At 31.3% G+C, this 23438-nt stretch carries 23 protein-coding genes and 1 riboswitch; of the genes, 21 read left to right on the top strand and 2 right to left on the bottom strand.

Annotation, left to right across the window (positions count from 1 at the left end; translation table 11 throughout):
* The first annotated feature begins 13 nt into the window (after positions 1-13).
* From CRN98_RS09760 to CRN98_RS09830, 15 genes are all read left to right on the top strand, one after another.
* The gene (locus tag CRN98_RS09760; protein ID WP_097027233.1) at positions 14-1462 is read left to right on the top strand and encodes a methylaspartate mutase subunit E; all 1449 of its coding nucleotides are present in this window, start codon (positions 14-16) and stop codon (positions 1460-1462) included.
* A gap of 144 nt (positions 1463-1606) precedes the next feature.
* Positions 1607-2848 carry a methylaspartate ammonia-lyase gene (locus CRN98_RS09765; RefSeq protein WP_097027234.1) on the top strand — a complete coding sequence of 414 codons (1242 nt, stop codon included), beginning with the start codon at positions 1607-1609 and terminating at the stop codon, positions 2846-2848.
* A 151-nt stretch (positions 2849-2999) separates the two neighbouring features.
* The gene (locus CRN98_RS09770; RefSeq protein WP_097027235.1) at positions 3000-3842 is read left to right on the top strand and encodes a fumarate hydratase; all 843 of its coding nucleotides are present in this window, start codon (positions 3000-3002) and stop codon (positions 3840-3842) included.
* 12 nt (positions 3843-3854) lie between these two features.
* Entirely contained in the window at positions 3855-4412 is a 558-nt protein-coding gene (locus tag CRN98_RS09775; protein ID WP_097027236.1) for a Fe-S-containing hydro-lyase, read from the top strand.
* Positions 4413-4490: 78 nt separating this feature from the next.
* The gene (gene citD, locus CRN98_RS09780) at positions 4491-4754 is read left to right on the top strand and encodes a citrate lyase acyl carrier protein (protein WP_097027317.1); all 264 of its coding nucleotides are present in this window, start codon (positions 4491-4493) and stop codon (positions 4752-4754) included.
* A gap of 42 nt (positions 4755-4796) precedes the next feature.
* Positions 4797-5672, top strand: a complete 876-nt coding sequence (locus tag CRN98_RS09785) for an HpcH/HpaI aldolase/citrate lyase family protein (RefSeq protein ID WP_097027237.1) — start codon at positions 4797-4799, stop codon at positions 5670-5672.
* 43 nt (positions 5673-5715) lie between these two features.
* A complete protein-coding gene (gene citF, locus CRN98_RS09790) occupies positions 5716-7257 on the top strand; it encodes a citrate lyase subunit alpha (RefSeq protein WP_097027238.1) in 1542 nt (513 codons plus the stop codon).
* A gap of 107 nt (positions 7258-7364) precedes the next feature.
* Positions 7365-8408: a [citrate (pro-3S)-lyase] ligase gene (gene citC / locus CRN98_RS09795; protein ID WP_097027318.1), complete on the top strand. Its 1044-nt coding sequence runs from the start codon at positions 7365-7367 to the stop codon at positions 8406-8408.
* 1 nt (position 8409) lies between these two features.
* A complete protein-coding gene (gene citX, locus CRN98_RS09800; protein WP_097027239.1) occupies positions 8410-8937 on the top strand; it encodes a citrate lyase holo-[acyl-carrier protein] synthase in 528 nt (175 codons plus the stop codon).
* Positions 8930-9844, top strand: a complete 915-nt coding sequence (citG, locus tag CRN98_RS09805) for a triphosphoribosyl-dephospho-CoA synthase CitG (protein WP_097027240.1) — start codon at positions 8930-8932, stop codon at positions 9842-9844. The genes citX and citG overlap by 8 nt, the downstream gene beginning before the upstream one ends.
* A 184-nt stretch (positions 9845-10028) precedes the next feature.
* Positions 10029-10736 carry a tetratricopeptide repeat protein gene (locus tag CRN98_RS09810; protein WP_097027241.1) on the top strand — a complete coding sequence of 236 codons (708 nt, stop codon included), beginning with the start codon at positions 10029-10031 and terminating at the stop codon, positions 10734-10736.
* Positions 10737-10823: 87 nt separating this feature from the next.
* The gene (locus CRN98_RS09815; RefSeq protein WP_097027242.1) at positions 10824-11417 is read left to right on the top strand and encodes an RNA polymerase sigma factor; all 594 of its coding nucleotides are present in this window, start codon (positions 10824-10826) and stop codon (positions 11415-11417) included.
* Positions 11414-12427 (top strand): DUF4652 domain-containing protein, encoded by a 1014-nt coding sequence (locus CRN98_RS09820; RefSeq protein ID WP_097027319.1) that lies wholly within the window; start codon positions 11414-11416, stop codon positions 12425-12427. Before CRN98_RS09815 ends, CRN98_RS09820 begins: the two co-directional genes overlap by 4 nt.
* A gap of 500 nt (positions 12428-12927) precedes the next feature.
* Positions 12928-13245 carry a thioredoxin gene (trxA, locus tag CRN98_RS09825; protein ID WP_097027243.1) on the top strand — a complete coding sequence of 106 codons (318 nt, stop codon included), beginning with the start codon at positions 12928-12930 and terminating at the stop codon, positions 13243-13245.
* Positions 13246-13273: 28 nt separating this feature from the next.
* Complete coding sequence (locus CRN98_RS09830) at positions 13274-14137, top strand: NAD(P)/FAD-dependent oxidoreductase (protein WP_097027244.1); 864 nt, start codon at positions 13274-13276, stop codon at positions 14135-14137.
* A 73-nt stretch (positions 14138-14210) separates the two neighbouring features.
* On the opposite strand, the gene CRN98_RS09835 is transcribed toward CRN98_RS09830, so the two are convergent.
* Positions 14211-14738, bottom strand: a complete 528-nt coding sequence (locus CRN98_RS09835) for a cell wall hydrolase (RefSeq protein ID WP_097027245.1) — start codon at positions 14736-14738, stop codon at positions 14211-14213.
* A 3-nt stretch (positions 14739-14741) separates the two neighbouring features.
* Positions 14742-14864: riboswitch (cyclic di-AMP (ydaO/yuaA leader) on the bottom strand.
* A gap of 27 nt (positions 14865-14891) precedes the next feature.
* Positions 14892-15884, bottom strand: coding sequence for a hypothetical protein (locus tag CRN98_RS09840; RefSeq protein ID WP_097027246.1), 993 nt, complete (start codon positions 15882-15884; stop codon positions 14892-14894).
* 162 nt (positions 15885-16046) lie between these two features.
* On the opposite strand from CRN98_RS09840, the gene cdaA reads away from it, so the two are divergent.
* The 6 genes from cdaA to glmM all read left to right on the top strand — a co-directional run bounded on the left by cdaA (position 16047) and on the right by glmM (position 23414).
* Entirely contained in the window at positions 16047-16895 is an 849-nt protein-coding gene (cdaA, locus tag CRN98_RS09845) for a diadenylate cyclase CdaA (RefSeq protein ID WP_097027247.1), read from the top strand.
* Positions 16865-18085: a CdaR family protein gene (locus CRN98_RS09850; RefSeq protein WP_097027248.1), complete on the top strand. Its 1221-nt coding sequence runs from the start codon at positions 16865-16867 to the stop codon at positions 18083-18085. Before cdaA ends, CRN98_RS09850 begins: the two co-directional genes overlap by 31 nt.
* Positions 18075-19673, top strand: coding sequence for an NAD(P)/FAD-dependent oxidoreductase (locus tag CRN98_RS09855; RefSeq protein WP_097027249.1), 1599 nt, complete (start codon positions 18075-18077; stop codon positions 19671-19673). The genes CRN98_RS09850 and CRN98_RS09855 overlap by 11 nt, the downstream gene beginning before the upstream one ends.
* Before the next feature lie 187 nt (positions 19674-19860).
* Positions 19861-20772 (top strand): phosphate butyryltransferase, encoded by a 912-nt coding sequence (ptb, locus tag CRN98_RS09860; RefSeq protein WP_097027250.1) that lies wholly within the window; start codon positions 19861-19863, stop codon positions 20770-20772.
* 30 nt (positions 20773-20802) lie between these two features.
* The gene (gene buk, locus CRN98_RS09865; RefSeq protein ID WP_097027251.1) at positions 20803-21882 is read left to right on the top strand and encodes a butyrate kinase; all 1080 of its coding nucleotides are present in this window, start codon (positions 20803-20805) and stop codon (positions 21880-21882) included.
* Between the two features lie 182 nt (positions 21883-22064).
* Complete coding sequence (glmM, locus tag CRN98_RS09870) at positions 22065-23414, top strand: phosphoglucosamine mutase (protein WP_097027252.1); 1350 nt, start codon at positions 22065-22067, stop codon at positions 23412-23414.
* Positions 23415-23438: the final 24 nt, after the last annotated feature.

Genomic DNA, 23438 nt, shown 5'->3' on the forward strand with positions numbered 1-23438 from the left:
GGAGGGAATTTTCGTGGAACTAAGAAATAAAAGATGGACTGATGAACAGTTTTTTAGTGAAAGAGAAGAAGTTTTAAAACAGTGGCCAACTGGTAAAGACGTAGATTTACAAGAGGCTGTTGATTACTTGAAGAAAGTACCAACAGAAAAGAACTTTGCTGACAAATTAGTTAGAGCAAAAGAAGCTGGAATGACAATGGCTCAGCCAAGAGCAGGTGTTGCATTACTTGATGAGCACATAGCTTTATTACAGCACTTACAAAATGAAGGTGGAGCAGACTTCTTACCATCCACAATAGATGCTTACACTAGACAGAATAGATATGAAGAGTGTGAAATTGGTATACAGGAAAGCTTAAAAGCAGGAAGATCATTACTTAATGGATTCCCAGCTGTTAACCATGGAGTTCAAGGTTGTAGAAAAGTTCTAGATGCAGTAAATATACCATTACAGGCTAGACACGGTACACCAGATGGAAGATTACTCGCTGAAATAACTCATGCAGGTGGATATACTTCTAATGAAGGTGGCGGTATTTCCTACAATATACCATATGCTAAATCTGTTTCAATAGAAAAAACTTTATTAGATTGGCAGTACTGTGACAGACTTGTTGGTTTCTATGAAGAACAAGGAGTTCACATAAACAGAGAACCATTTGGACCATTAACAGGAACTTTAGTTCCACCATCAATGTCCAATGCAGTAGGAATTACAGAAGCTTTACTTGCTGCTGAGCAGGGAGTTAAGAACATAACTGTTGGATATGGTGAATGTGGAAACATGATCCAAGATATAGCTGCTTTAAGATGCTTAGAAGAGCAGACAAATGAATACTTAAAAGCTTATGGATACAATGATGTATTTATAACTACAGTATTCCATCAGTGGATGGGTGGATTCCCACAAGATGAATCCAAAGCATTTGGTGTTATAGTTACAGCTACAACAATAGCTGCACTAGCAGGAGCAACTAAGATAATAGTTAAGACTCCACACGAAGCTATTGGTATCCCAACTAAAGAAGCAAATGCTTCAGGTATCAAAGCTACAAAGATGGCATTAAACATGTTAGAAGGACAGAGAATGCCAATGTCCAAAGAATTAGAAGCAGAAATGAATCTAATCAAAGCTGAAACTAAGTGCATACTTGACAAAATGTTTGAACTTGGTAATGGTGATTTAGCAGTTGGTACTGTTAAAGCATTTGAAACTGGAGTAATGGATATTCCATTCGGACCAAGCAAATACAATGCAGGTAAGATGATGCCAGTTAGAGATAACTTAGGATGTGTAAGATACTTAGAATTTGGTAACGTTCCATTTACTGAGGAAATAAAGAACTTCAACAGAGAAAGACTTCAAGAAAGAGCTAAAGTTGAAGGTAGAGATGTAAGCTTCCAGATGGTTATCGACGATATATTTGCAGTTGGTAAGGGAAGACTTATAGGAAGACCTTAATTAATGTAATTAATCTCTTCTAATATATTATTAATATTGTTTAATTACCACATTAGCTGTTGATGGTATAACTATCAACAGCGAATGTGGATTAAAATGCATAAAATATAAATAATAAAAAATAAAAAGGACAGGTGAATAATTATGAAAATTGTTGATGTAATCTGTACCCCAGGTTTAACTGGTTTCTATTTTGACGACCAGAGAGCAATAAAAAAGGGAGCAGGACATGATGGCTTTACTTACACTGGAGACACTGTAACAGAAGGATTTACTCAAGTAAGACAAAAAGGTGAATCAATTTCTGTTATGTTTATTCTTGAAGATGGTCAAGTTTCACACGGAGATTGTGCTGCTGTTCAGTATTCAGGAGCAGGTGGAAGAGATCCATTATTCTTAGCTCAAGATTTCATACCTGTTATAGAAAAAGAAATAGCTCCAAAATTAATTGGAAGAGAAATAACAAGCTTTAAAGCAATGGCTGAAGAGTTTGATAAAATGACTGTTAATGGCAATAGATTACATACTGCTATAAGATATGGTATATCTCAAGCTATACTTGATGCAGTAGCTAAAACACAAAAATTAACTATGGCTGAAGTTATAAGAAATGAATATAACCCAGGTGCAGAATTACTACCAGTTGCAGTATTTGCTCAATCTGGTGATGATAGATATGACAACGTTGATAAAATGATAATAAAAGAAGCAGATGTATTACCACATGCTTTAATAAATCACGTTGAAGACAAATTAGGTGCTAAAGGAGAAAAACTTCTTGAGTACGTTAAATGGTTAAGAGACAGAATAATAAAATTAAGAGTTAGAGAAGATTACGCTCCAATATTCCACATTGACGTATATGGAACAATCGGTGCTGCATTTGATGTTAACATAAAAGCTATGGCTGATTACATCCAAACTTTAGCAGAAGCTGCTAATCCATTCCACTTAAGAATCGAAGGACCAATGGACGTTGAAGATAGACAAAAACAGATGGAAGCTATGAGAGACTTAAGAGCAGAATTAGACGGAAGAGGATTATCCGTAGAATTAGTTGCTGATGAATGGTGCAACACAGTTCAAGACGTTAAATTCTTCACTGATAACAAAGCTGGACACATGGTTCAGATCAAAACTCCAGACCTTGGTGGAGTTAACAATATAGCTGATGCTATAATGTACTGTAAAGCAAACGGTATGGGAGCATACTGTGGAGGAACTTGTAACGAAACTAACAGATCCGCAGAAGTTACTACTAACATAGGTATAGCTTGTGGAGCTAAGCAGGTTCTTGCTAAACCAGGTATGGGCGTTGACGAAGGAATGATGATCGTTAAAAACGAAATGAACAGAGTTTTAGCTCTTGCTGGAAGAAGAAAATAATTCAATAAAACTATAAAAACTTAAAGATAGGAAAGGCGGTTTAATGTAAACTGCCTTTTCGACTATAAAGGATTAATTTATAATATTTTGAAGGGAGGTATTTATCTAGCAAGTAATATAATAGTTTACTTGGCTGGTAAATAATTGCGATATGAAAGAAGTACATGTTTCTGAAATTACAAAAAATATAAGACAGTTATGTATAGATGCTAACTACTATCTTCCAGAGGACGTTAAGAAAAAAATGGAAGAATACCATGAAAAAGAACAATGGGGAATGGCAAAAGGTATACTTGAAAAAATATTAACAAATATTGATATAGCTAAAAATGAAGATAGACCAGCTTGTCAGGATACAGGAATGGCTTGCATATTTGTAGAAATGGGTCAAGATGTACATATTACAGGTGGAAATCTTGAAGATGCCATAAATGAAGGTGTAAGACAAGGATATGAAGAAGGATATTTAAGAAAATCTGTTGTAAATGATCCAATCGAAAGAGTTAATACAAAAGATAACACACCAGCTATAATATATTATGATATAGTACCTGGAGATAAGCTAAAAATAACTGTTGCTCCTAAGGGATTTGGTTCTGAAAACATGAGCCAATTAAAAATGTTAAAACCTGCTGATGGATTAAAGGGAGTAAAGGATTTCGTATTAAAAGTAGTTAAAGATGCAGGTCCAAACCCATGTCCACCAATCGTTGTAGGTATAGGTATAGGCGGAACTTTTGATAAAGCTGCCAACATGGCAAAAAAGGCATTAATGAGATCTTTAGATGAAGAAAATCCAAAGCCTTACTATGCAAACTTAGAAAAGGAATTACTAGAAGAAATCAATGCATTAGGAATAGGACCACAAGGGTTTGGTGGACTTACAACAGCTATTGCAGTTAATATAGAAAGCTATGCAACTCATATAGCAGGATTACCTGTAGCAGTAAATATAAACTGCCATGTTACAAGACATAAGAGTGTAGAGTTTTAGGGGGGAAAATAAATGGATATAAGAATTACAACTCCATTAACAGCAGAAAAAGTTAAAGGCTTAAAAGCAGGAGACTCAGTACTTCTTAGTGGAGTTATATATACTTCAAGAGATGCTGGACATAAAAGATTAGTAGATTTATTAGATAAAGGTGAAGAATTACCAGTTGATGTAAAAGATCAAATAATATATTATGTTGGACCAACACCTGCAAAACCAGGTCAGCCAATAGGTTCAGCAGGTCCAACTACAAGCTATAGAATGGATCCATATACTCCAAAACTTTTAGACGCAGGTTTAAAAGGAATGATAGGTAAAGGATTAAGATCCCCAGAAGTTATCGATGCTATAAAGAGAAACACTGGTGTTTACTTTGCAGCAATCGGTGGAGCAGCAGCATTAATGGGAAGATCAGTTAAAAAGGCTGAAATAGTTACTTATGAAGATTTAGGTGCTGAAGCTTTAAGAAGATTAGAAGTAGAAGATTTACCAGTTGTTGTTGTTATAGATAGCGAAGGTAATAACTTATATGAAATGGGACAACAAGCATATTTAAATAGCTTAAAGTAGTTCAAATTAATAGTTAAAACTGAAGATTTTAAAAGTCTTCAGTTTTAACTGTTGGTTTTAGAAAGGAAGGTAAAAATGATGAAAATAAATAAGGTAGCTAAAGCTGGGACTTTAGAATCAAATGATGCTCTTATCATGGTAATGCCAAATGATAATACAGGAGTAGAAATTGAAATAGAAAGTATAGTTATGAAACAATTTGGAGAACAAATAAAGAAAGTGATATTAGAAAAAGCAACTGAGTTAAAACTTGATGGAGTTAAAATACAGATTCAAGATAAGGGAGCTCTTGATTATACACTAAAAGCAAGACTTGCAACTGCTGTAGCAAGAGCACAATAATTCACAATATATGCTTAAAAAAGAATTTGAGGTGAAGTTACTATGAAAAAATTAAGAAGAACTATGTTATTCATGCCTGGTAATAACCCTGGAATGCTTCAGAATGCCCCTATTTTAGGAGCAGATGCTGTTATTCTAGACTTAGAAGATGCTGTTAGCTTAACTGAAAAAGATGCAGCTAGAGAATTAGTTAAAGGAGCTATAAAAACAGTAGACTATTCAAAAGTTGAATTAGTAGTTAGAATAAATCCTTTAGATACTGAATTTGGACCAACAGATTTAGAAGCTATGGCAAGAGTTAAGCCAGATACTATACTAGTACCAAAAGCAACAAGAGAGCAGCTTATAGAAGCTGATGCAATAATTACTAAAATAGAAGAAGAAGAAGGCTTTGAAAAAGGAAGCATTAATTTATTTGGTCTTATAGAAACTGCTTATGGATTAGAAACTGTATATGATGCTGCTACAGCTACTCCAAGACTAGTAGGATTACTTTTAGGAGCAGAAGATTTAACTTCAGACTTTGGAATAAAGAGAACTAAAGAAAGTGAAGAAATTTCTTATGCAAGAAATAGATTCTCAGCAGCTTGTAGAGCAGCAAGAATAGATGCCATAGATACACCATTCACTGATACAAATGATTACGAAGGATTAAGACTTGATACAATAAAAGCTAAATCAATAGGATTTACAGGAAAGGCTTCTATAAACCCAAGACAAGTAGATACTATTCACTCAGTATTTAATCCAACTGAAGTTGAAATTAAGTATGCAATAAGAGTTCTTGAAGCAAGAGATGAAGCTTTTGCAAAGGGTCTTGGAGTATTCTCCTTAGATGGAAAAATGATAGATGCACCTGTTATAAACAGAGCAACAACAACTGTTGAATTAGCTAAGAGATTAGGACTTATAAGATAATCTCAAGTTAAATGTAATATAAATAATAAAGCGAGGGATTAAGATGAAAAATGTGCTTGGTAGAGAACTACCAGATTATATAGAAGGTTACGGTGAAATAAAGCCATTTGAAGGTGCTTTTGAAAATTGTGGAGTAGCAGAAAAAAGATCAATTAAAGTTAAAAGCGTAACTCCAGGAGAAGATAAAGTATTAGCGAGCATTGAAGAAGCTTTAGACAAAGTAGAAATAAAAGATGGTATGACAATTTCCTTCCACCATCACTTAAGAAATGGTGACTTTGTTTTAAATATGGTAATGCATGCAATAGCTAAAAGAGGAATTAAAGATATAACTATTGCTGCAAGTTCTATATTCCCAATACATGAGCCACTTGTAGAATATATGAAAAGTGGAGTTGTAACAGGAATATATGCAAACTATATGTCAGGTCCAGTAGCACAGGCTATATCAAAGGGATATTTAAAGAAACCAGCTGTTATGATGACTCATGGTGGAAGACCAAGAGCTATGGAAAGTGGAGACTTACATGTTGATGTAGCATTTATTGCATCTCCAACTGCTGATACATATGGTAACTTAAATGGAGTACAAGGACCATCTGCGTGTGGTACTTTAGGATATGCGGTGACAGATGCAGAATATGCTGATAAAGTAGTAGCTATTACTGATAATTTAGTTCCATATCCAGCATGCCCTATAGATATTACTCAAATATATGTAGATTATGTTGTAAAGATTGATTCTATAGGAAATCCAGCAGGAATAGTTTCTGGAACTACAAAGATAACTAAAGACCCTGTAGGATTAAAAATAGCAAAAATGGCAACTGAAGTTATAGAAGCGTCTGGATTAATCAAAGATGGCTTATCATTCCAAACAGGTGCAGGTGGTACATCTCTTGCAGTTGCAGCGGAATTAAAAGAAATAATGAAATCAAAGGGTGTAGTAGGAAGCTTTGCAGCAGGTGGAGTTACTGGATACATTGTGGAAATGTTTGAAGAAGGATTATTCAAAAACATTTTTGACGTACAGTGTTTTGATTTAAAAGCTATAGAATCTTACACTAAAAACCCAGGACATATGGCAATGTCAGCTTCCATGTATGGTAACCCACACAATAAGGGTGCAGTTGCAAATAACTTAGATGTTATGATACTTGGTGCTACAGAAATAGATACTAACTTTAACGTTAACGTAACAACTGGATCAGATGGAGTAATCATGGGTGGTTCCGGTGGACACAGTGATACTGCTGCAGGTTCAAAACTTGCTATAATAGTTACAAACCTTGTAAAAGCAAGATTACCAATTATTAAAGATAAGGTTACAACAGTTACAACTCCAGGTGAAAGTATAGACGTTTTAGTAACAGAGAGAGGAATAGCTGTTAATCCAAGAAGACAGGATTTAATAGAAAAATTAAAAGAAACTAATCTCCCTGTAATGACTATAGAAGAATTAAAAGAAGTAGCTGAAAAGATGACAGGAAAACCAGAAGCAATAAAAACAACTGATGAAATTGTAGCTATAGTTGAATACAGAAATGGTACTGTAATTGATGTAGTTAAAAAACCTTTAGAATAACATAAAAATAGGACTGCATTTAGCAGTCCTTATTTTTTATTTAAATTTAATAGGGTATAATAATATATAGTTAAATAAAAAAACTATAATAGGAGTAGATTTGAATGATGTATGGCGTAAACTTACATAATATAAATTTAAAAAACGAAGAAGAAAGAAAAAGAGTACATAATTTTTTAGAAAGCTTTGGACTTAAATTGGATGATGATGTGGATTATACCTTAGTTATGGAAATTGAAGGAGAAATAAAAGCTACTTGTTCTAAGGCAAAAAACATTTTTAAATGTTTTGCAGTTTCAGATGATTTAAGGGGTGAAAATGTTACATCTACACTTATTACATCATTGATAGATAAATCTTTTGAAGAAGGGATATATCATAACTTTATATTTACAAAGCCAGATAAAAAGGAAGTATTTAAATCCCTTAGCTTTAAAGTATTATATGAAGCACAGGATGCAGTGTTTTTAGAATATGGAATATATGATATAAATAAATCTTTAAACAAGATTAAAGAAAAATATAATATAAATGATTCTATTGAAAAGGGAGCATTGGTAATGAACTGTAACCCTTTTACTTTAGGGCATAGATATTTGATTGAAGAAGCATCAAAGGTATGTAAGGAAGTAATTGTGTTTATAGTTGAAGAAGATAAATCCTTATTTCCATTTGAATTTAGATATAATTTAGTTAAAGAAGGCACAAAGGATTTAGAAAATGTAAAAGTTATCCCAGGAGGAGAATATATAATATCCTCAGCTACATTCCCTACATATTTTATAAGACAGGAAGATGCAAGACTCAGAGCTCACTCTGAAATTGATGCAGGTATATTCGGAAAATATTTTGGAGAAAAGTTTAATATCAAAAAAAGATTTGTAGGAGAAGAGCCATATTGTAATGTAACTCGTGCTTATAACGAAACCTTGAAAGATATACTTCCAAGATACGGAATAGAACTTCATGAAATAAAGAGGAAGGAACAAGGAGGAAGTTTTATAAGTGCTTCTAGAGTAAGGGAACTTATAAGAAATGATAAATTTGAGGAAATAAAGGATTTAATACCACAGGTAACCTTAGAATTTTTAAACTCTGAAAAGGGAAAGGAGATAAGGGAGAAGATAAAAAACACCAATTCTCCACATTAAAATGAAAGATTATAATGCTATAGATATTTTGAATGCAAGAGAAGCAAGAGTTTATTTAATAGAAGAGCTTATAGAAAAGTATTCACTACCAATTATATGCTTAAGAATAAATTATCCAGGAGAGATTAAGAATAATGATCTTACCTCTAATATATCAAAAGTATTAAGAGAAGAAGTTTTAAATATTTTTAGAGATGATATCCTATATGAGAATTTTAAGTTCACGGCTGAAGGACCATTACTAATACTAGTGATAAATGATGATGCTTTTATGGTAAAGAAAAAAACTATAGAACTTGAAGAAAATCATTTGCTTGGAAGACTTGGAGATATAGATGTATATGATGAAAAGGGAAATGGAATAAGCAGAAAAGACTTAGGATATTCATCAAGAAAATGTTTTATATGCAGTGATATGGCACAAAATTGTGTAAGAGCTCAAAAACATTCAATAGAGGAAGTAATAAAATTTATAGAGGAAAGATATATAAAATATCTAAATAAGGAAGCGGAGAAAACACATGAATAAGGATTTTAACATTCATGAAGCTGCATTTGATATAAGCAGTTTTGCAATACAATCAATGCTTTATGAAGTAGCTTGTGCTCCTTCGCCAGGACTTGTATCTGTAATATCAATGGGTGCTCATAAGGACATGGATCATTACACATTTATAGATAGCACTTGTGCCTTAATAAAATATTTGACTTTATGTGTAGAAGAGGGTTTTTCTTCTAAAGCCTCAAGAGAACTATTAAAATACATTCGCCCTATAGGAATAGAGGGAGAAAAGCAGATGTTTGAAAAGACATCTGGAGTAAATACGCATAAAGGTATGCTATTTTTAATGGGAATAGCGTGTGTTGCTACAGGAAAGGCAATTTATGATAAAAGGCAATTTAAAGATATTCCTCAGATAATTAAAGATATGTGCGAAGGATTAGTTGAAAAGGAACTTTATCCATTAAAAGAGGAAATAAAAAAATATGGATCTCTAGAGGAGCTTTCTAAAAAAAGAAGACTTTCCTATGGAGAAAAGCTTTATCTTATGTATAACACAGAAGGTATAAGAGGAGAAGTAGAAAGAGGACTTCCAATAATATTTGAATTTGCATTAAATTTTTACAAAGAAAATAGTTGTTTAACTCAAAATGATAGATTGGTAAATACTCTTTTAGGAATAATGCAGTATTCAGAAGACTCTAATGTACTACATAGACATTCTAAGGGCATACTTTCAGAAGTACAGGAAAAGGCACGATACATAGTAAGTGTTGGTGGCATGAACACTGCAGAAGGAAGACAGGCAATAAAAGATTTAGACATAGATTTTAGCAATAGAAGGATAAGTCCAGGTGGAAGTGCAGACTTGCTGGCAGTCACTGTGTTTTTTTCACTAGTAAAAGAATACTTTAGTACTATGAACTTAGAGTAAAATATTATAAATTATAGATAAATAGATAGTCCCTAATCACTAGTCGCTAAATACTGTTAAACAGTTAAATATAGCGATTAGTGATTAGGGATTTTTACTTTACCATTTAAATAATATTAGTTTTGGTTTAAAATTAATATATCTGTTTTTGTATAAAGTGAATTTTGTGTTAGGAGTGTTAAGAATGTGGAATAAGCTATCCTTAAAAAATAAGGTAATATTTTTTTGTGTGCTTTCTATTGTAAGCGCAATCTTTATATTCAATGGAGAAATAAAAAATAAGATATACATAAGTAATAATAACATAAAAAAGGCTGAAGTAACTGATAATAAAGCTATTTTGAAAAGTAATAAAGAGGAAAGTGGAATTATTAAAGAAGTTCAGGAAGAAAAAAATAAGGAAAATAAAGAGTTAGAAGAAACTTATAATAAGGCTTATAAAGCTTTTTTTGATAATAAATATGCTGAAGCAATTAATTTGGCGAATGAAGTTATCAAAAAAGATAATAAACATTATAAGTCTTATAACATAAAGGGAATTGCATTAGCTTATAATGGGAGCTTTGAGGAAGGAATGAAAAACATAGATAAGGCACTAGAGATAAGTCCTAACTACGGATATGCTCGTTTTAATAAAGCATTAGCCTATGAATTATATGGTAAATATGAAGAAGCGTTAAAGTGGTATGATAAAGATTTAGAAGTTGAAAATTATATATGGAGCTATTATGGGAAGGCAAGTATTTATGGAAGAAAAGGTGACGTGGAAAACACCGTAAAATATCTTAAAATAGCAATTGAAATGGACAAAGTAGTGAAAGAAGAAGCAAGAACAGAAAGGGACTTTGATAATGTTAGACAAAGCAAGGAATTCCAAGAATTGATAAAGTAGAAAGTGATTTAAAAAATTATTATATAAATTAATATAAAGATTAGTATTACAAAATATAACTTAATAAAAATACCTTCGTATAAATATATGAAAACATGTTTTTGGAAAGGAAGTAATAAGAAAGTGGATGAGGATTTAAGACTTGTAAAAGAAGTATTAAAGGGAAATTTAGATAGTTTTAATATAATAGTAAATAAATATGAAGTACCTATATTAAGGTTTATATATAATATTATAAAAAACACGCAAACTGCGGAAGATATAACTCAAGATGTATTTATAACGGTATATAATAAGCTTTATCTTTACAAAAGTGAGTATAAGTTTTCTAACTGGATATTTCAAATAGCAAGAAATAAGTGTATAGATTATGTTAGAAAAAATAAGAAGACCGTAGAAGCTAACATAGATGAAATGAGAGAATTAGCATCTAAAGAAGAAACTCCACAGGAACTTTTAGAATTTAAAGAAATGAAGGAGCAAGTGGAGAAGTTTTTATATTCCCTAGAAGAGACAGATAGACAAATAATATTATTAAGATATTCAGGAGAAAATACTACGTTTAATGATATAGCGCAAATTATGAAAATCAGTGAATCCTCAGTAAAAAGAAGATATTATAATGCAAGAGAAAAGTTCAAGAAAAATATTTCTGTTCAGGAAAAGAGGTGTAGAGGATGAATTGTAGCACATTTTTAAAAAAATTAGATGACTATATAGAAGGCAGCTTAAGTATGGATATGGAAATTGCTATGGAGAAGCATTTAGAAGATTGTTCAAGTTGCAAAGCTTATTATGAAGAAGAAATTAAGATAGAAAAAGCCTTTAAAAGTGTAATTCAAAATGAGGATATAGTGTTTAAAAGTTCTAGATCCTCTATAATGGATGGCATAGATAAAAGTATGTATGAAGACAGGATAGGTAAAAGGATGATTTTATATTTTAAAAGGTATAAAGTTATATATAGCACTTGTGCAGCATTATTAATAGGATTTATTTCATTAGCTCCTTATATATCAAATAAAATAAATGGATCTACAGGAGAAAAGTTAGCTCAAGATAAAGCACCTAACAATGCCATGTTAAGGAAAGCTGAAACTGGCAATTTTATGATAAAAAATCCAGAGCAAGGAAGTGAAGCAAAAGTAAATACAGCACTAATAAGTCCTACAGTTTTCTTAGAAAAAAAATATGCTTTTCAAAAAAGTAGTTTAGAAAGTAAGTCATTGCCAAACGAAAATTGGAGAGATTCACCAGATAAAAAGTTCAGTGCTCAAATAGAAGGACAAAATTTAGAAGGAACCGAAGAGGGAGTACACCCTATAATATTTAGAGAAAATACTATGGAGAAAGCATATAAGCTTTCTTTCAAGGATGCATCTATTCAGTATTCTCCAAAGAAATTACAGTGGTTGGATGAGAGAAATTTACTGGTTACCATAGGATATGGATTTGGAACAATAACTAAAGGAGGGGATTTATTCATTGTTAGTATAGATACGGGCAACACATACACAGTGTATAAAACTGAAGACGATAAAAAAGAAGTAACTGATGTGGAAAAAGTATCAAATAATGATGGGAGTATAAATCTTAAACTAAAATTAAATGTATATGAAGATGAAAATTATATAAAATCTCACATGGAAGAAAAGTTAATAAAAAATTTTAAAGTAGTATATGATAAATAGCTAAAAAGGGAGCCTAAAATTTAGGTTCTTTTTTTTAGTTATAATATATATAATTTAGTTGTGAGTTTAATAATAAGGAGAAACTTCCAATATTTAAATCAAGTAATACAAATGGATAAGAAAAATAGCTTTTCTTTATAAACAAAAAAATATAAAAATTGGTGAAAATAAAAGTGATAAATTAAAGGAAAATGAAATAAAATATTGAACCAAATAACAACAATAATAATAAAATAGTAAAGAAAGCTTCATTAAAGGAGGAGAATTTTCACAAGGTCAATTAAATAAAAATGTAGATATTAATAAATTAAAAAGCTATGCTTCTATATTAACTAACAGATTTAAGGATTCTATGTATAATAACTCCGTTATAAAAGAAATACTAAATATGAAGAAATAAAATTTACAATTGATAATAGTTATTAAATAGTATTGACTTTGCTAAAAAAGTGGTATAAAATTATAGTAATACCCTTTGGGGGTATGTGGGAGGCGTAAAAATGGTAAAGGAAATAAGAGACAAGAACTTTCAAGATGAAGTTTTAAAATCAAATGATATAACTGTAGTGGATTTTTGGGCACCTTGGTGTGGACCTTGTAAAATGCTCGGACCGATAATAGATGAAATATCTCAAGAGTTAAAAAGTAAGGCTAAATTTGTAAAAATAAATGTAGATGAGAATCCAATAGTTTCCGATCAATATAGGATAGCAAGTATACCAACAGTACTTGTATTTAAAGGTGGAAAAATAGTTGAAAATTTAGTTGGATTTAGACCAAAGCAAGCAATAAAAATGGCTATTGAAAGAAATTTTTAATACTATATGATAAAAAGAGGTGTAATAAATGACTAAACGATATGATATAGCTATAATAGGAAGTGGACCAGCGGGACTTTCTTCAGCTATAAATGCTAAAATAAGAAATAAAGAGTTTATTATATTTGGAACTGAAAATTTAAGTAATAAACTAATAAAAGCACCTAAGGTGAATAATTATTTAGGGTTTTATGATATAACTGGAAAAGATCTTAAGGAAAACTTTAAAGATCATTTAGAATCAATGAATATACAAATAACAACTGAAAAGATTACAGCAGTTTATGGAATGGGAGATTATTTTGCGATAATGGCTAATGATAAGACTTATGAAGCTACTACAGTGATTATCGCAACAGGAATGGAATTTACAAAGCCGTTAAAGGGTGAAGAAGAGTTACTTGGAAGAGGAGTAGGATACTGTGCTACATGTGATGCTCCTTTATATAAGGGAAAGGTTGTAACTATTATAGGATATAATAGGGAAGCAGAAGAAGAAGCCAATTTTGTAAGTGAGTTAGCTTCCAAAGTAAACTATATACCTATGTACAACGCAGAATATGAATTAAAGAATAGCATTGAATTAATAAAAGATAAGCCTGTTGAAATACAGGGAGAAGCTAAGGTAGAAAAGCTTATTTTAAAGGATTCTGAAATAGAAACAGATGGGTTATTTGTGTTAAAGGATAGTGTATCTCCAGCACAGTTGGTGCCAGGTCTCGAAATGGAGAATGGACATATAAAAGTTGATAGAGAAATGAAGACAAATATACCTGGATGTTTTGCAGCAGGAGATTGTGTAGGAAAGCCTTATCAATATCTAAAATCTGCTGGGGAAGGCCAAGTAGCAGCATTAAATGCTGTTTCATATATTGATTCATTAAAAAAGTAAGCTTATAGTGAAATATTTAAAGCCTATGAGGAATTCCTCATAGGCTAAGTTTATTTAAATTAGTATGATAAATTTATTTTACTACAAAAAATACATGATTACCTATAACCTTTTTATTACTTTTATCAATGTTTTTCATCCATCCACAGGTAGCTATTTTAGGGTTATAAAAAAATACAGCTTTATTTGTAGGATCTATGCCATTTAATGCATCTATGACAGCATTATAGCTATCTTTATCAGGAGTTAAATTGATAACTCCGTTTTTCACACAAGAAAATGCATAAGGCTGCTTTATTACACCTGACACTGATTTAGGAAAACTAGGATTTTTCACCCTGTTCAATATTACGGATGCTACAGCAACTTTACCCTCATAAGGCTCTCCGCGACTTTCTCCATGGACCACTTGAGCCATCAAATATATATCTTCATTAGTTATATAAATTTTACCTTTATTTTCCCCAAAAACTTCCACTGCAATACTTTGGTCATTAAATAAGTCACAGTCTATATCTGGCTGAGGCATCGCAGCCAAACTTGTGGTACTGGACAATAATAAAAGATAAGAAGTTAAAATTATACTGATTATCTTTTTCATATGTATTTCTCTCCTTTTACCGACGGGGTTAGCTGACGGATTAGGTAAAGGTTAACCTTCGTATTAAATACGATTCACCCCAAAACTTGGTTCCCCCGTGTTTTTTTACTTAGGCTAATGATATTGTGCCCGAAATATCATAAAAAATACATATTAATTCATAGTATCTTCTTTAAATTTTTCATAGGAGTCTACAAAAGAGTTAAAGTTATTATTTAGTGTACTATATGACACTTCTGTTTCATTATAAGTAGAAGTTACTTCTTTGGTATGATTAGATGTTTCTTTTTGATTTTGATAAGAAATAACATCTAATTTAAAATTTTGTATATATGAAATGTAATTATTTAAAGTAGTTAAAAATAGTTCATATATATATACGGAATTAGAGGGAACAGTTAGTTTAGAAAATTCAGTTTTTATTTCTTGAACTTCTTCCACATTTGAGTCAACTATTTCCATTAATGAATCTAAGCTAAGGTTTTTGTTTAATCTATCTACATAATCATTGTAATTCATTTTAACATTTACAAAGGAACTTAAAATTTCATCCATAGAATTAATAAATTCTTTATATTGAGCAGCATTAATTTCGTTGGTTTTTCTGATTCTAATAAGGTCGTCTATATAAGAAGTGCAATTATTTATATAAGTCTTACTTTTATCAGTTAATGAAATACTTAATCTATTAGTATGAAAAAGTGAATAGTGATAAAGACATTTGTTGTTGAAATTTTTTAAAGTAATTAAGGCCTTGTCCATATCTCCTCCCTGAGGATTAGCAAATATCGCAGCAAGTTGTTCGTATATATGTATATTATAATTTAATCCTTGCAATAAGTTGCCATATTCAGTATGATTTGGATTATTTGTTTCTATATTATTTAAATTATCTTTAACTTCTTTTAACTCTTTTATTATGATTGGAAGCTCTTTCCTTGATTTTTCTATATCTATGCTTTGTTTTTTTATTAAATTTGAGGTTTTATTATTAGTATTATTAATAGATGTTATACTAATATGTAGTACTTTTTTAGAGCTGTCTTTATTAAAATTTTTTAATAATGAATATACGTTAAATAAATTACCTATAATTAGTAATAGAGCAAATATTACAATGACAATAATAAGCTTTTTATTTTTCATTTTAATCCCCCCTTCTAGTTATAATATTCACTATAATTTAATAAAATTACTTTTAAAAATTTTTATTAACAATTTAATAAATTTTACTTAATAAACTTATATAAACGGCTAAGTATAGTGTATAATTATTAATGTGATTAAAGAAATAAGGAGGTGAAGATATTGGAGATATTACAAGTGATGGTAAATGCAATAAAAAATATAAATGTATCTTCTATATTAGATATTTTAGCGGTATCATATCTTTTTTATAAAGGATATATGCTAATTAGGGAAACTAGAGCAGAACAACTTTTAAAAGGTATTATACTTATAATAATACTTATTCCGATAAGTAAAGTATTAAGACTTGAAATGCTTTACTGGATTTTAAGCAATACAATTACAATAGGAGTACTTTCTTTTATTATTATATTTCAACCTGAAATTCGTAGAGGCTTAGAACATATAGGGAGAAGTGCTTTTATCGATAAACATATTTTGCAAGATGAAGAGACAATGGCAAAAGTAATAGAGGAAATAGTTAATGCTGTAGAAAGTTTATCTAGAGAAAAAACAGGAGCATTAATAGTAATTGAAAGATTGACAGGACTTGGTGAAATTATAAATACAGGAACTAAACTAGATTCACTGGTATCTTCAGCTCTCCTTGAAAACATATTTGTAGTAAACACTCCTCTTCATGATGGAGCAACTATAATAAGGAACGATAGAATAATTTCTTCTGGATGCTTTTTGCCACTTACAAGTAATAATGAATTAAATAGAGCACTGGGAACAAGACACAGGGCAGCACTTGGCATATCCGAAAGCTCAGATGCAATAATTATAGTAGTTTCAGAAGAAACAGGAACTATATCTCTAGCTGTTAATGGTAATTTAACTAGAAATTATGATAAAGCAAGACTTAAAGATATACTTATGAGAATAATTAAGAAGACTCAAAGTAGAAAATTAAATTTTAAAGAGCGGGTGGTAGCATGGATGAGAGAAACAAAAAAGAGCAGCTAATTATAAAAATATGTTGCCTTATTGCTGCTTTTGGATTGTGGTTATATACTACCAACGTATTAAATCCTATAAGAACGTATAAGAAAAGTATTCCAGTAGTCTTAATGAATGCAGATGCAATAGGGCAATCAAATTTAACTCTAATTCCTGGGCAGAATCCTTCCATAACGTTAACATTAAAGGGAACAGCAAGTGATGTATATTCTGTTACAGAAGATCAATTTAAAGTAGTAATTGATTTAGGAGCATACGTGTTAAAAAAGGGAGAAAATATTATCCCTGTAGAGCTTAAGGAAATTCCAAATAATATTAAAGTAGTAAATACTGAAAATCTATGGGCAAAAGTTGAAGTAGATGAACTTAAAGAAAAAATGGTACCTATTAAGGTAGATATAGAAGGTAAAGCAAAAGAAGGATATTATGCTTCAAATACAAATGTAAATGAAAACTCTGCGAAAATAACAGGAGCGGCTAGATATGTTGAAAAAGTAGATGCGGTGGTAGCAAAATATAATATAAGTAATAGAACTTCGGACTTACAGCAATCAGTTTCATTAAAACCTATAGATAAAAACAATAATGTTGTAGACTATGTGAAAGTAGAGCCTGCATATATAAATGTTAAAGTTCCAATAAAAAAAATTAAAAGTATACCTGTGACAGTTAAAACAACAGGGAAGTTAACAGATAGAATTTTAGATAGCATTATTTCTATTCCTAGCTCTATAGAGATAACTGGAGAGGATACCATTATAAATTCTATTACATCTATAAATACTGAAGCAATAGACTTATCTACGCTGTCTAAAGATGAAATTGACACAAAATTAATAGTACCCGAAGGAGTTACTCTTATAAATAATAATGGATATGTAAAGGTGAAAATAACTTCAAATAATATTTCACAAAAAACCATACCATCAACGGTTAAATTTATAAATAAAAGTGAAGACTATGATGTAACATCAGATAGTTCACAGGTTAATATTACAATAAAAGGGACATCAGATATTCTAAACAATATAACAACATTAGAAAGTCATATAGATTTAAGTTCTTTAAAAGAAGGCACACATTCTCTTCCTGTAGGTGTGAATGTACCAAGTAACGTTAGTTTAGTTTCAGTAACTCCAAGTAATATAAATGTAACTATAAAGAAAAAGGTGGTAGAAGCTATAAATGGCAATTAAAATAAACAACATAGCATTAGATATAGATGAAGATATATCAATTTTAAAATGTAAAGCAGCTAAAAAATTAAAGCTTCCAACGAAATATATTAGAGATTTTAAAATATTAAAAGAATCCGTAGATGCAAGAAGAAAAAATCTTATTAAGATTAATTATGCTGTAGAGGTTATTTGTGATGATGAAGAAAAGGTAGTTTTAAAAGCAAATGATAAAGATATAAAAATAGAAGAACAAAATTATGAGGAGAATTTTCCCTTTGGAGAAAAGAAGCTAAGTCACAGACCAGTAATTATAGGCATGGGGCCAGCAGGGATGTTTGCTGGCCTTTTACTATCCCAAAAGGGGTATAAGCCTATAATAGTGGAAAGAGGAGAAGCAGTAGAAGAAAGAACTAAATCCATTGATAAGTTTTGGACAGAAGGAATGTTAAAAGAGGGATCTAACGTTCAATTTGGTGAAGGTGGAGCAGGAACTTTTTCTGACGGAAAGTTAACTACTAGAATAAAGGATTCAAGATGTGACTTTGTTTTAGAGGAATTTGTAAAGTGTGGGGCACCAGAGGAAATAAAGTATATGGGAAAACCTCATATAGGTACTGATATATTAAAAGAAGTTGTAAAAAATATTAGAGAAGAAATAATAAGATTAGGTGGAGAAGTTTACTTTAATCATCAAATGAAAGATATTGTTATTAAAGATGATAACTTAAAAGCTATAGTAGTTAATGATAAAGAAATACCTTGTGAAGTTGCGATACTTTCCATAGGTCATAGTGCAAGAGATACCTATGAGCTTTTATACAATAAAAATATATTTTTAGAGCCTAAGCCATTTGCAATAGGAGTAAGGGCAGAACATCTTCAATCCTTTATTGATGAAAATCAATATGGAAAATATGCAGGACATCCAAGACTTAAGGCAGCAGACTATAGACTTGCATATACAAGTGAAAAGACAGGAAGATCAATATATAGCTTTTGCATGTGCCCTGGAGGGTACGTTGTAGCAGCTTCTTCAGAGAAAAATAAAATTGTAACTAATGGAATGAGTTATCATAAAAGAGATGGAAAAAATGCAAATTCAGCAATAGTTGTATCTGTAAAGCCAGAGGATTTTGAAGGGAATAGCCCATTAAAGGGAATGGAATTTCAAAGATATTATGAAAGTTTAGCATATAAAATTACAAATAGCTATATTGCACCAGTACAGCTTTTAGGAGATTTTATGAAAGATGAGATAAGTAAAAGTATAGGGAAAGTGGAACCTACATATAAACCAGGATATGAGTTTTCAGATTTAAGAAAATGTCTGCCTTCCTATGTAATAGAGTCCCTAAAGGATGGTTTTATAAACTTTGATAAGAAAATAAAAGGTTTTGGAGATAAGGATACAGTGCTTACAGGAATAGAAACTAGAACTTCTGCTCCAGTAAGAATTACAAGAAATGAAAACTTACAGAGTATTTCATTGAAAGGACTTTATCCAGCAGGAGAAGGTGCAGGATATGCAGGCGGAATAATATCTGCAGCAGTAGATGGATTAAGAGTAGCAGAAAGTATAATGAAAGAATGGACGCCTATAATATAATCATAAGCTTTGATTTAAATAATGTGTACAGTTCACTTATTTAAGTCAAAGCTAAAATTTAATGATTTAATTTTCTGAAAAACAGTGATTTTATGAAAATATTTGGTACAATAAATATGAGATATTATATCAGTTTAGATAGTTAAAAATTTATCAATCATAAATAATTATAAAGAGGTGTATTTCAATGATTAGAAGTTTTGATGAAGTTTTGCAGAAGCTTAAGAGTCTTGAAACTAAAAAAGTAGCAGTAGCGGTAGCACAAGATGAGCCAGTTCTTGAAGCTGTTAGAGATGCAAAGAAAAATGGCATTGCTGATGCAATATTAGTAGGACACAAAGCAGAGATAGAAAAGATAGCGGACAAAATAGGAATGGACTTAAGTGACTTTGAAATAATAGACGAGCCAAATGTTGCAAAAGCATCATTAAAGGCTGTAGAATTAGTATCTACAGGCAAAGCAGATATGTTAATGAAGGGATTAGTTGATACAGCAACTTTCTTAAGATCTGTTTTAAATAAAGAAATTGGACTTAGAACAGGAAAAACTATGTCCCACGTAGCAGTTTTTGAAACAGCGAAATTTGATAGATTATTATTATTAACAGATGTTGCATTTAATACATATCCTGAACTAAAGGAGAAAGTTGATATAATACATAATGCTGCATCAGTTGCACATGCACTTGGAATAGAAAAGCCTAAAGTTGCTGCAGTATGTGCTGTAGAGGTTGTAAATCCAAAGATGCCTGAAACTATAGAAGCTTCCTTACTTGCAAAAATGAGCGATAGAGGACAGATAAAGGGATGCGTTGTAGATGGACCTTTCGCGCTTGATAATGCATTATCTGAAGAAGCTGCAAAGCATAAGAAGGTTACAGGAGAAGTAGCTGGAAAGGCAGATGTATTATTACTTCCAAATATCCATGCAGGTAACATAATGTATAAAACTTTAACTTATACAACTGATTCTAAAAATGGATGCTTACTTGTAGGAACAACTGCACCAGTTGTATTAACTTCTAGAAATGACAGCCATGAAACAAAGATGTATTCAATAGCTCTTGCAGCATTAGTAGCTAACAATATGAAGAAATAATTTATAATTATAATATATGGAGGTAATAAAATGTCATACAAATTATTGATAATAAACCCAGGTTCTACTTCTACAAAAATAGGAGTATTTGAAGATGAAAAGTTACTATTAGAAGAAACTTTAAGACATTCTTCAGAGGAAATAGGAAAATACGAAACTGTATATGATCAATTCCATTTTAGACAAGAAGTTATATTAAATATACTAAAGGAAAAGGGATTTGACATAAATACTTTAAGTGCAGTAGTAGGAAGAGGCGGACTTTTAAAACCTATCGAAGGAGGCACATATGCTGTAAATGAAACTATGCTTCATGACCTTAAAGTAAGCGTACGTGGACAGCATGCTTCAAACTTAGGTGGAATAATTGCAAATGAAATTGCTAAATCACTTAATATACCAGCATTTATAGTAGACCCTGTTGTTGTAGACGAGCTTCAAGATGTAGCAAGAATTTCTGGTATGCCAGAAATAGAAAGAACTAGTATATTCCATGCTTTAAATCAAAAAGCTGTTGCAAGAAAATATGCTAAAGAAAACGGAAAAGATTATTCAGATGTAAGCTTAATAGTAGCTCACATGGGTGGTGGTTCATCTGTTGGAGCACACAAGGGTGGAAGAATCATTGATGTAAACAATGCACTAGATGGAGAAGGCCCATTCTCACCAGAAAGAAGTGGCGGAGTTCCAATAGGAGATTTAGTAAGACTTTGTTACTCAGGAAAATATACTTTACCAGAAATGATTAAAAAGATAAATGGAAAAGGCGGTACAGTAGCATACCTTGGAACAAATGACTTTAGAGACGTTGAAACTAAAGGATTAGAAGGTGGCGAAGAATATAAGGAATATAGACTTATATTAGACGCATTTATATATCAAATGGGTAAAGAAATAGGAAAATGTGCAGCTGTTTTATCTGGAAAAGTAGATGCTATAATATTAACTGGAGGAATTGCTTACAGTAAATATGTAGTAGCTGAAATTAAGAAAATGGTTGAATTCATAGCACCTGTAGTACCATATCCTGGAGAAGATGAATTATTAGCATTAGCTCAAGGAGCAATAAGAGTGCTAGCAGGAGAAGAAAAAGCAAAAGAATATAAATAATTATATTGATTATAAAGGTCTGGCCATAAGTGCCAGGCCTTTGCTTTTGTCGAATTAACTAACAGGCCTTTTGTTGAGATAATGCATGAATTGTATTATAATAGGTGTATATGTTTGAATTTTAACAATAAAATTGTATAAACTTATATTACACAGAACATAGAAAAGAGAGGTATTTATCTATGGATAGAATGTTTGGAACGGATGGAGTAAGAGGAATAGCAAATCTAGAACTTACATCAAGACTTGCATACGATTTAGGAAGAGCAGGTGCACATATACTAACAGAAGGTACTCATAAGCCTAAAATTTTAGTAGGAATGGATACAAGGATATCAGGACACATGCTTGAAAGTGCATTAGTATCAGGGATACTTTCTGTAGGAGCTGAAGCAGTTTGTGTAGGAATTGTACCGACTCCAGCTATAGCATATTTAACAAGAAAATATGGAGCAGATGCAGGAGTTGTAATTTCAGCTTCTCATAATCCTGTAGAATATAATGGAATAAAGTTTTTTAACAAAAACGGATATAAACTTTCTGATGAGTTAGAAGATAAAATACAAGCAGTGATAGAAGAAAACTTTGAAGGAGTACCTTCACCTATAGGTGAAAATATAGGAAGAAAGATTGTTGAAGAAGCAGCTATAGAAGATTATATAGAGTTTGCAAAGTCAACAATAGACACAGATTTAAAAGGGCTAAAGGTTGCATTGGATTGTGCAAATGGAGCATCTTATGAAACAGCAGTTCAAACCTTTAGGGCATTAGGCGCAGAAGTTGTGGTTATAAATAATGATCCCGACGGATTTAATATAAATAAAAACTGTGGATCTACCCATCCAGAAGAGCTAATGGATTATGTCGTAAAAAAAGGATGTGACTTAGGATTAGCCTTTGACGGGGATGCAGATAGATGTTTAGCAGTAGATGAAAGTGGAAAATTAATAAATGGAGATTTTATAATGTCCGTTTGTGGTAAGTATATGAAGGACACAGGGAAATTAGATAAGGATACTATTGTTATAACTGTTATGAGTAATCTAGGTATGCATATAGCCATGAAAAAAGAAGGCATCAAATTTATAACTACTAAAGTAGGCGATAGATATGTACTTGAAGAAATGGTTAAGGATGGATATAAAATTGGAGGAGAACAATCTGGACATATTATTTTCTTAGATTATAATACAACTGGAGATGGGCTTATTACAGGACTTCAATTATCAGCTATTATAAAAAATACTGGTAAGAAATTATCTGAATTAGCTTCTATAATGAAAGAGCTTCCTCAAGTGCTTGTAAATGCAAAAATACCTAACGACAAAAAGGATATATATATAACAGATGAAGAAATAGCATCAGAAATTAAAAATATAGAAGAAAAAATGGAGGGTAACGGAAGAGTTCTTATAAGACCTTCAGGTACAGAACCATTAGTAAGGGTAATGCTTGAAGGAGAAAATCAAGCTGAGATAGATGAAATAGCGCATAGCTTAGCTGCACTTATTGAAAAAAAGGCAAATAATTAAAAGAAATATATAAAGGCATGGGAT

This window comes from Clostridium peptidivorans (genome assembly GCF_900205925.1).
GTDB lineage: Bacteria > Bacillota > Clostridia > Clostridiales > Clostridiaceae > Clostridium_AK > Clostridium_AK peptidivorans.